At 72.6% G+C, this 10,371-nt stretch carries 7 protein-coding genes and 1 tRNA gene; 6 read left to right on the forward strand and 2 right to left on the reverse strand.

The genetic code is table 11. The features are described 5' to 3' along the window. The 6 genes from AB0J06_RS19400 (at position 1) to AB0J06_RS19425 (ending at position 7,729) form a co-directional block, all read left to right on the forward strand. Positions 1-660, forward strand: coding sequence for a hypothetical protein (locus AB0J06_RS19400; RefSeq protein WP_357430325.1), 660 nt, complete (start codon positions 1-3; stop codon positions 658-660). Between the two features lie 603 nt (positions 661-1,263). After that, positions 1,264-1,356: transfer RNA gene (locus tag AB0J06_RS19405), tRNA-Sec, on the forward strand. 24 nt (positions 1,357-1,380) lie between these two features. After that, positions 1,381-2,700 (forward strand): L-seryl-tRNA(Sec) selenium transferase, encoded by a 1,320-nt coding sequence (gene selA, locus AB0J06_RS19410; protein WP_357430326.1) that lies wholly within the window; start codon positions 1,381-1,383, stop codon positions 2,698-2,700. 1 nt (position 2,701) lies between these two features. Beyond that, complete coding sequence (gene selB / locus AB0J06_RS19415; RefSeq protein ID WP_357430327.1) at positions 2,702-4,492, forward strand: selenocysteine-specific translation elongation factor; 1,791 nt, start codon at positions 2,702-2,704, stop codon at positions 4,490-4,492. Positions 4,493-4,663: 171 nt separating this feature from the next. Further along, positions 4,664-6,973, forward strand: a complete 2,310-nt coding sequence (locus tag AB0J06_RS19420) for an EAL domain-containing protein (protein WP_357430328.1) — start codon at positions 4,664-4,666, stop codon at positions 6,971-6,973. A gap of 231 nt (positions 6,974-7,204) precedes the next feature. Then, positions 7,205-7,729: a hemerythrin domain-containing protein gene (locus tag AB0J06_RS19425; protein ID WP_357430329.1), complete on the forward strand. Its 525-nt coding sequence runs from the start codon at positions 7,205-7,207 to the stop codon at positions 7,727-7,729. Between the two features lie 84 nt (positions 7,730-7,813). Here AB0J06_RS19425 and AB0J06_RS19430 read toward each other — a convergent pair whose 3' ends face one another. Then, positions 7,814-8,458, reverse strand: a complete 645-nt coding sequence (locus tag AB0J06_RS19430; protein WP_357430330.1) for a DUF4142 domain-containing protein — start codon at positions 8,456-8,458, stop codon at positions 7,814-7,816. A 152-nt stretch (positions 8,459-8,610) separates the two neighbouring features. Then, positions 8,611-10,332, reverse strand: coding sequence for a 5'-nucleotidase C-terminal domain-containing protein (locus tag AB0J06_RS19435; protein ID WP_357430331.1), 1,722 nt, complete (start codon positions 10,330-10,332; stop codon positions 8,611-8,613). Positions 10,333-10,371 lie beyond the last annotated feature (39 nt).

The raw sequence follows: 10,371 nt of genomic DNA on the forward strand, positions 1-10,371 counted from the left end.
ATGATCACACGACGCACTTTCCTGGGGACGGCGGCCGGCGTCGGCGTGCTCTCCCTCGTCCCCGGCACCGCGGCCGAGGCAGCCGGTAAGGGTACTAAGTGGACCGGCGCCAAGTCCGCCAACGGCTGGCGGATCACGCCGTCGGCCATCTCCACTTATCGCATCGAGGGGTCCCGTGCGTCGGTGGCGCTGCGGCAGGGGGTGGCCGCCGCTGTGCTGCTGCACATCGCACGCCGCTGGCACTACGAGATCGCCCCCGTGGACACCGGCGACGGCGGCGGCATCACCGGCCACACCACCGACCGCGAGATCCAGGCGAAGTTCCAGTCCAACTACCTTTCCGGGACGGCTCTGGCCGTGCAGTCCACCGCTTTCCCCTTGGGCGGCAGCGAGAAGCTCTGGCCCTACCAGGAGGAGATCGTGCGCGACATCCTGCTCGACTGCGAGGGCACGGTCGCGTGGGGCGGCGACCTCAACCCGGCGCAGGCCTCCCACTTCCACCTCGCGGTCGCTCCCGGCGACAAGACCCTGGCCGGCGTTGCCGCCCGACTGGACACCAGCGTGCAGCTGGAGTTCCGGGCCCAGACCGCCGGCGTCGTCGCCGACCCGGCAACACCTTCGCGCCGCGATCGGGCTCGCAGGCTCCCCCGCCGGCGCTGACGCCGGTGCCGGCAGCGGCCGCCGGATCCGTCCGGCGGCCGCTGCTGTTCGGCGGTACCCGGCTACCGTCCACGTCGAAGTCGTCGAGGACGCGCTCGACACCCGCCACCGTGAGCTCCGCGACGAACTCCGAGTGGGCGTGAAGCCACTCACCGGCGGCGAGTACCTCGGCACCGGGCAGTCGCAGCCCGGGCCGAGCGAACGCGGTGCCGTCCCTACCAGAGTCCGGACCACGTGACGAAGCGCCTCATGCCGCGCCTCGCGGGTCTTGGCGTGCCTGTGCGTGAGCGCCATTTCGTCGGCGTGGTAGGACACGTAGTCCACCCACCGAACCCGATCGTCGGCCGAGGCCTCGTCCGCGCGGGGAAGGGAGAGGGGTCACGCCGTGCGGCTCAAACGAGCTCGCTTGTTGGTCATGGCCGGGACGGTTCGAACCTCGTGGAGAACGGCACGCATCTGCGCCGCTCGGGGCAGAAACTGTGGGGAACAGCGGAGAACCGTGGATGGTGATCCACCAACGGCCGGGCATACGCCGGTTGATGTTGATAGGGTGGCTGGCAATGGCTTCGTTCCCGCGAGAGTTTTCGCAGGTCAGAGGCTGTTGGAGGCGTTCAGGCGGCTGGTGCCCCTCCCGGTCTTCAAAACCGGTGTGGCCCGGGATCCGGGCCGGGCGGGTTCGATTCCCGTCCGCCTCCGCGAAACGGCAGCGGAAGGTGACGCATGGCGGTCGGATCGGCGGATCCCCGTCGGCGCGTGCCCCGCACCGACGTGGTGCTTTCCGACCCCCGCCTGGCCACCGCGGCGCGGACGTTGGGGCGCGCGCGGGTCAAGACAGCGGTGGGTTCGGCGCAGGAGCTCGCGCGGCGCGGCGAGATCGCGCCGGAGGAGGTCGTGGCACACGCCGTCGCGGCGTTGCCGGCGCGCCCGGGCGGGCTGCGCCCGGTGGTCAACGCCACCGGGGTCGTGCTGCACACCAATCTCGGCCGCGCGCCGCTGTCGCCCGCCGCGGTCGATGCGGTGGTCGCGGCCGCCGGGCACACCGACGTCGAGTTGGATCTCGTGACCGGTCGGCGGGCGCGGCGCGGCCGGGGCACGATGGAGGCGCTCGCCGCGGCGGTCCCGGACGCCGGGGCGGTGCACGTGGTCAACAACGGCGCCGCCGCGCTCGTCCTCGCCGCGACCGCGCTCGCCGCCGACCGGGAGATCATCGTCAGTCGCGGGGAGCTGGTCGAGATCGGCGACGGCTTCCGCCTCCCCGACCTGCTGGAGTCCACCGGCGCACGGCTGCGCGAGGTCGGCACCACCAACCGGACCGCGCTCGCCGACTACGCGACGGCGATCGGACCACGGACCGGCTTCGTACTCAAGGTCCACCCGTCCAACTTCGTGGTCCACGGCTTCACCTCGGCCGTGCCGGTCGCGGAGTTGGCGACCCTGGACGTGCCGGTCGTCGTCGACATCGGCTCCGGGCTGCTCGCCCCCGATCCGCTCCTGCCCGACGAGCCCGACGCGGCGTCCACCCTGCGGGCCGGCGCCGCGCTGGTCACGGCGAGCGGCGACAAGCTTCTCGGCGGCCCGCAGGCGGGGCTGCTCCTCGGCCGGGCCGAGCTGGTCGAGCGGCTGCGCCGGCACCCGCTCGCCCGCGCGCTGCGGGTCGACAAGCTGACCCTCGCCGCGCTCGACGCCACGCTGCAGGGGCCGGAGACGCCGACGTGGCGGGCGTTGCGCGCGTCGCCCGGGGCGCTGCGGGACCGGGCCGAACGGCTGCGCGACGAGGTTTCGGCCGCCGGGCACAAGGCCGAGGTCGTCGCCGCCGCGGCCGTGGTCGGTGGCGGCGGCGCGCCCGGCGTGGAGCTGGCGTCGTGGGCGGTCGCGCTCCCCGAGCGGTACGCGACGGCGCTGCGCCTCGGCGAGCCGCCGGTGCTCGGGCGGGTGGAGCGGGGCCGCTGCCTGCTGGACCTGCGGTGTGTTCCGCCCACCATGGACGACCTGGTGCGCGACGCCGTCCTGCGGCTCGCGCCCTGCGCGCCGGCGGTCTGACGTGCACGTCATCGCCACCGCCGGCCACGTCGACCACGGTAAGTCGACGCTGGTGCGCGCGCTCACCGGAATGGAACCCGACCGGTGGGCGGAGGAGCGGCGCCGGGGGATGACCATCGACCTCGGGTTCGCCTGGACCGCCCTGCCGACCGGCGAGGCCGTCGCGTTCGTCGACGTCCCCGGCCACGAAAGGTTCGTGCCGAACATGCTGGCCGGGGTCGGTTCCGTCCCCGCCGCGCTGATCGTCGTCGCCGCCGACGGTGGCTGGATGCCGCAGTCCGCCGAGCACCTCGCCGCCCTCGACGCGCTCGACGTCCGACACGGGCTGCTCGCGGTGACCCGCGCCGACCTCGCCGATCCCGGCCCGGCGGCCGAGCAGGCCCGGGCGGAGATCGCGAAGACCTCGCTCGGCGACGTCGAGGTGGTGGCGGTCAGCGGCGCGACCGGGGACGGGCTGCCGGAGCTGCGCGCGGCGTTGCACCGGCTGGTGACCCGGCTGCCCGCGCCCGACCCGTCGGCGCCGGTGCGGATGTGGGTCGACCGCTCGTTCACGATCCGGGGCAGCGGCACCGTGGTCACCGGCACGCTCGGCGCCGGGGAGCTGCGGGTCGGCGACGAGTTGGAGCTCGCGGGGACGCAGCGGCGGGTGCGGGTGCGGGGGCTGCAGTCGCTGGGCGCGACCGCCGCTGCGGTGCCGGCGGTGGCGCGCGTCGCGGTCAACCTGCGCGGCGTCGAGCGCGACCAGGTACGCCGCGGCGACGCCCTGCTGACGCCGGGCCGGTTCCACACCACCGACCTGCTCGACGTCCGGCTGCACGGCGACCCGGTGGCCGACCTGCCGGCCGAGGTCACGCTGCATCTCGGGTCGGCCGCGGTCACCGCGCGGGTGCGGCCGCTCGGCGTGGACACCGCCCGGCTACGGCTGTCGAGGCCGCTGCCGTTGCGCGTCGGCGACCGGGCGCTGCTGCGCGACCCGGGCCGCCATCACGTGGCCGGCGGCGTGACCGTGCTCGACGTCGTACCCCCGCCGTTGGGGCGGCGCGGCGCGGCCGCGAGCCGCGCCCTGACCCTGGCCACGATGGACGGTCGTCCGGACGAGCGTGACGAACTGCGTCGCCGGGGTCTGGCCCGCCGTGCCGATCTCGCCCGGATGGGCGTGCCGGTCTCGGCGGCGCCCGTGGCCGGTGACTGGCTGGCCGACCCGGAACACTGGCGCGCGCTGCGTCGCCGGCTGCTCGGCGAGGTGGCCCGGTACGGCCGCGAGCATCCGCTCGAGCCGGGGATGCCGGTGGACGCGCTGCGGCAGCTTCTCGACCTGCCGGAGCGGTCCCTCGTCGAGGCGCTCGTGGCCCCGCCGCTGGTGACCCGGGCGGGCCGGGTCGCCGTGGCCGGGACCGCCACCGCGCTGCCCGACGGGGTGGTCCGGGCGGTCGAGCGGGTCCGCGCCGACCTCGCGGACCGGCCGTTCCTGGCGCCGGAGGCGGCCCGGCTCGCCGAGCTCGGCCTCGGTCAGCGGGAGATCGGCGCGGCCGTGCGGGCCGGCGCGCTGCTGCGCCTGGCCGACGGCATCGTGCTGCTGCCGGGGGCGGTGGACGAGGCGCTGCGTGTGCTGGCGCGGTTGCCGCAGCCGTTCACGCTCAGCCAGGCCCGGCAGGCGCTGGGCACCACCCGGCGGGTCGCCGTGCCGCTGCTCGAACTTCTCGACCGGCAGGGGGCGACGCGCCGCCAGGCCGACGACGGCCGGGTGGTGGCGACAAAGGAGCCGGGCGTGGCGTCTCAGCGCCGCACGTAGGCGCCGAGACCGCCCAACGACTCGTCGGCCACGAACACGGACGAGACGAATTCCGAGGTGGAAGACTCGGGCAATATGCCCGAAATCGTCGATTTATGGCGATGATTGTGTCTCGCGATAACTCCTCAGCTGTTCGCCGGATATACCGATGAGGTGACCGGAGGTGTGCGAATGGCGAGGACCGGACGACGGGTGGCGGCGATAATCATCATCGCGGCCGCCGGGCAGGCGGCCCTCCTCTGGCTGCCGTCCTGGGTCGGCACCATCGGCGTCAACGGGCTGACCGTCGCGGTCGCCGCCTACGGCGTGGTGGGCTTCGCGCGGCAGGCGCGGGGCCGACGGGGCCGCGAATGGCTCGGCCGCAGCCTCGCCGCCGCCTCGGTGGCCGCGTGGAGCCTCAACCTCGCCCTGTACGTGCTCGACGAGCTGCTCAGCTCCTGGACCTTGCCGCTCTGGGCCAACGCGCTCTGCGGCGTGGTGGCGCTCGTCGCCGCCCCCACCGCCCTGCTGCTCTGCTCCCCGGCCGCCGGGGATCCGGCCGTGCGGATGCGCCGCCTGCTCGACGGCGCCATCATCGTCGGCTCACTCTTCTTCGTCGCGTGGCACTTCTGTCTCGCCCCGCTCGTCGCCCGGGCCGAACCGGGCGAGTTGTGGCTCATCGTGCTCCTGCCGGGCCTGGAGATCGTGACCGCGGCGATCGCCGTCGTGCTGCTCTCGCGCAGCGTGCCCCGTGGCTCGCACGCGCTGACGCTGCTCGCCTCCGCGATGCTCGTGTTGGCCGCGAGCACCCTGCTGGACCTGGCGAACGACGCCGCCGGACGACCCTGGTACGCGTGGGGCGTCGGCGCCGGCTTCCTCAGCGCCACCATGCTGATCGCGCTCGCCAGCCGCTACCCGCTGCCGCCGGTCGCCTCGATCGAGTCCGAGCAGGCATCGACGCGCTGGGCGCTTCTGCCCTACGTGCCACTGGCGCTCGGCTTCGGCGTCGCGATCGGCTTGCTGGCCCGGGTCGGTTCGCTCGGGCCGGTGCTGCTCTGGGTGCTGCTCGGCACCGGGGGACTGGTGCTGCTGCGGCAGTTCCTCAGCCTGCGGACCAACCAGGTCCTCCTGCGGGACCTGGGTGAGCAGCGGGAACGTCTGACCCATCAGGCGTACCACGACGCGCTGACCGGGCTGGCCAACCGTCCCATGTTCATCGAGCGTGCCACCGCGGCGCTCGCGACCGCGGCCGACGACGCGTTCACCGCGGTGATCCTGATCGACCTCGACGGGTTCAAGGACGTCAACGACACGCTCGGCCACGCCGCCGGCGACGAACTGCTGGTGGCGATGGCGGACCGGCTCCGCGCCGGCGCGCACGGCGATGATCTGGTGGCGCGGCTCGGCGGGGACGAGTTGGTCGTCCTCCTGACGAATCGCACCGACCCCGGGGAGAGCGAGTCGACCGCGGCGCGCATGCTGCGCGAACTCGCCGTGCCGCTGCCGGTCGCCGGCACCCCGCTGACCATGCACGCGAGCGCCGGTGTCGCGGTGACCCGTGGCCGTACGGAGGACATCGACACGCTGCTCCGCCATGCCGACCTCGCCCTCTATCAGGCGAAGGCGGACGGCAAGGGGCGGCTGTGCCGGTTCGATCCCGCGGTGCACACAGTGGACGAGGACCGGCGGCAGCGGGAGACCGAGCTGCGTCAGGCGCTGCCACGGGGCGAGTTCGCGCTCTACTACCAACCGATCGTCGCGCTCGACGGCGAGGCGATCGTGGGCGTCGAGGCGCTGCTGCGCTGGCGCCACCCGACGCTCGGCGTTCTGGCGCCGCCGGCCTTCCTGGAGCTCGCCGAGGCGATCGGCATGCTCCCGGAGCTGGGAGCATGGGTGTTGCGCGAGGCGTGCAGCCAGGCCGAGCGCTGGCAGCAGACCCACCCGGGATTCGAACTCAACGTCAACCTCTCGGCCAGTCAGTTGACCGATCCGGCGCTGGTCCCGCAGGTCCGGGCCACGCTCGCCCAGACCGGGTTCCCGCCGAACCTGCTGACCCTCGAGCTGACCGAGACGGTCATCCTGACCGACGTCGCGGGCGCGGCCCGGGTGCTCGGCGCGCTGCGGGCGCTCGGCGTGCGGATCGCCCTCGACGACTTCGGCACCGGCTACTCCTCGCTCAACCACCTCGCCAACCTCCCGGTCGACTCCGTCAAGATCGACAAGTCGTTCGTGCACACGATGAACGGGGTGAACGGCGGCATGGTCGCCGAGGCCGTCCTGCAGATCGCCCGGACCTTCGGGTTGTCCCCGGTCGCGGAGGGGGTCGAGGACGCCGCGCAGGCGCGCCAGCTGCGCGAGCTCAACTGCCCGCAGGCCCAGGGCTACCACTTCGCCCGGCCGATGCCGGCCGCGGAGCTCACCACGCTGCTGGCCGCACCGGCGGCCGACACCGACCCGCGCGGGGAGCCGGCGCCGAGCCTGCCGCAGCACGTCCGCGCCTGACCCGGCGGCACCGGCCATTGTCGCCGACGTTCCCGAGGGGCAGACGATGGCAGCGGGTCGCGGAGGTCGCGATGGCCACAGCTGATCCGTCCCCCGAGCGCTTCACCGACGACGAGTGGACGCTCCGTCTCGGGCCCGGCGCTTGGGGTCTGCCACCCGGGACCGCACCGGGGATACTGGATCGTCCGTCCGCGATGTACCGACGCGGAGACATCCGATCCCGGGAAGTGCATGAGTTCACGTTTCGAGGCGAGCGGTCGTCTCACCGCGTTCGGCAACCAGTTGATCGAGGTGCACATCTGGCTGCGCGAACAGCTGGAGGACCTCCGCGACAACGTCGATGCCTACTTCGCCGGCGAGGGTCTCCCACCGCGGGACCTGCGGGCACACTGCCTCACCTTCTGCTCGGCGCTCACGCGCCACCACAGCGGCGAGGACGGCGGGGCCTTCCCACTGATCGCCGACGAGTTCCCCGAACTGCGCACGGTGATCACCGAGCTGAAGAGCGACCACAACCGGATCGACTGGATCCTGGGCAATCTGGAGAATCTGCTGCGCAGCCTCCCGACGGACCCGGATCCGGCGGCCGCGGCGCGCGTGCGGGCGGAGCTGGAGGGCCTGTCGGCCATCATGGAGACGCACTTCAGCTACGAGGAGAAGAAGCTGATCTCCGTGCTGAACTCGATGGACCTGCCGCAGTGGCGGGCGGACCGACCCGACTTCCTGCTGACCGGGGACGACGACGGCGAGGCGTGAGCTCCGCTGCGCAGCAGCTCGCCGAGCGCGTCCGACTGGGTCATGACATTCACCCGCGCGGAGTGGAGGGTCGATGTCGCCCGGTCAACTGCCGGCCGGGCTCGGTGTTCCCCCGGCGCCGCTGCCCGCGGGCGACGGCGTGGCGGCGGTGGGACTCGGCTCGGGCGCCGCGGACGGGCTCCCGGCGGTGGACATGCCGAGGCTCTGCGACAGGTCCCGGAGCGCGTCCTCGTGCGCCTGCAGCACCGGCAGGCTCTCCTTGGCGACCCGTTTCGCCCGCGCGTCCGAGGAACGCTGGGCGATCTCCGTCTCCGCCGTCTGCCGTACCCGCAGATGCTCCTCCTGCTCGGTCAGGACGAACTGCGCGTTGAACTCCGTACCCTCGGCGGCTCTCAGCTGCTCCAGCGCGGCCTGCTGCGTCTCGGTGGGTCCGGCGGGCAGCGACACGCGCAGCTTCGACGCTGCCCCGCTCAGGTTCCTGTCGAGCTCGGCGTGGTCGTTGACCAGGCGGATGCCGAAATCGCGGATCGGCATGCTGGTGGCCTTCTCTTCGGCCAGCTTGCCCGCTTCCATCACGGCCAGGTGCGACTGGTGCGCGCTCTGCAGGAACAGCTTGTCCTGCTCCGGCACGTCCGAGCGGGACGCCGGGGCGGCCTGTGCCGCGGCGGCGGGTAGAAGGGCGAGCGCCACCAGGACGGCGGCGATCCCCGAGCGGGCTACGCGAGACATCTGGTCCCCCTGTGACTCGTCCGGAGCCGGGGGATACCCGGGCAGCTCACCCGTATGCCGTCGGCCGGGGGTGAAGCCGACGTGCGGCGGATGGATGCTCACCCGCCGCGGTGGCCGGCGCGGCGCGCGCGCCGGCCACCGCCTTCACCGGCTCAGAACACGGGTACGCCCTCGCGGACCAGCTTCCAGTTGGGCTGGTAGAAGTCGGCCGGGTCGATGACGCCCTTGGCCTGCGCCCAGTCGATCAGCAGCTGGCGGATCTCCTGCTGCTCGTTGTAGACCTGCGTCTTCACGATGCCCGGGAAGGCACCGCCACCGCTGCGCCGGTAGTTGTTCACCGCGACGACGAACTGCTCGTTGTCGCCCACCGCGGCACCCGTGCCGGGGTGCACGAGCCGCGTGATGCGCTGCCCGACCGGCTTGCTGATGTCGATGTCGTAGTCGAGCCCCGAGAAGATGTCGTAGTTGTAGTCCGGCACCGCGGGGTCGCTGATCTGCGCCGGGTCGATCGGAGCGCCGGGGCCGAAGGTCCGGAAGTACTTCGCCGAGTACTCCAGGTAGGCCTTCACCTCCGCGCCGCTGAGCACGACGGCCTCGAGGGTGTTGTCGAAGACGTACAGCCCGGCCACGTCGCGGATCTTGACGTCCCCGGCGGGGAAGAGCGCGGTACGGCTGAACGGCGCGGCGATCGACAGCACCGGCAGGCCGGCGTACTGGCCGCCGGCCAGGGCCGCGGTGACCGTGTCGGTCTGCACCTTGTTGATGAAGTCGAGGATCGGGGTGTCCTTGTAGCGCGACTCCTCCGCGGAGAGCTCCACCGAGGACTGCGCCACCACCTGGTTGACGTAGGCGACCGTCTTGGCGTGCTGCGCCCGGACCGCGGCGAGCACCTTCGGGTCCTCGACCACCGTGTTGGTGTTGAGCATCGTGCCGCGCTTGCTGGTGATCTTCCAGCGTCCGTTCTCGCGGGCCAGCGCGAAGTCCATCCGGGTCAGCCGCTGACCCCACTTCGACGGTTCGGCCAGCAGCACCTGCTCGCCGGTCTTGGTGTTCGCGACGAACTTCTCCGCGATCTCGACGTGCGCGTGACCCATCAGGATCGCGTCGATCCCCGGCACCTGCTGCGCCATCAGCGCCGACGGGTTCTCGTTGGGCAGTTCCGGACCGTAGCTGGAGGTGCCGCTGTCGCCGCCGTGCGCCGAGACGAGCACGATGTCCGCGCCGAGCCGACGCATCACCGGGACCCACTTGGCGGCGGTGCTGACCATGTCCTCGAAGCGCAGCTTGCCCTCGACGTTGCCCCTGTCCCAGATCGCGACGCCGGGGTTGGTCAGGCCGAGGATGCCGACCCGCAGGGTCGGCGCGCCGTGGCCGAGGGAGACCTTCTTGATCACGAACGGCAGGAAGGCGGGGCGGCCGCTGCGGGCGTTGACGGCGTTGGCGGCCAGCGCCGGAAAGCCGAGCTGCCGGATCCAGAGGTCGAGCAGCGGCAGGCCGTAGTTGAACTCGTGGTTGCCCAGCGTCACCGCGTCGTAGTCGATGACGTTCATCGCACGCGCCACCGGGTGCTTCTCGCCGGTGGAGGTGATCGGCTCCTGCTTGGCGTAGTACGTGGCGAGCGGCGTGCCCTGGATGGTGTCACCGGCGTCCAGCACGAGCGTCGCCTTGCCACGCCGCTCCTGACGGATCTGGTTGACCAGGGTGGCCAGCTTCGCGATGCCGACGTCGTTCTGCTTGCTGTCGTCGTACTCGCTGTCCTTGTAGTAGTCCCAGTTGTAGACGTTGCCGTGCGTGTCGGACGTGCCCAGCACGGTCAGGTCGTAGGTCTTCGGCTGCCCGGGCGTGTGCGCCTGCGCGGCCCAGGGTGAAGCCACGCACCGCGAAGCTCAGGATCGCGATCAGAATGAGCGCGC

It is taken from the genome of Micromonospora sp. NPDC049679 (genome assembly GCF_040659735.1).
Lineage (GTDB): Bacteria > Actinomycetota > Actinomycetes > Mycobacteriales > Micromonosporaceae > Micromonospora_I.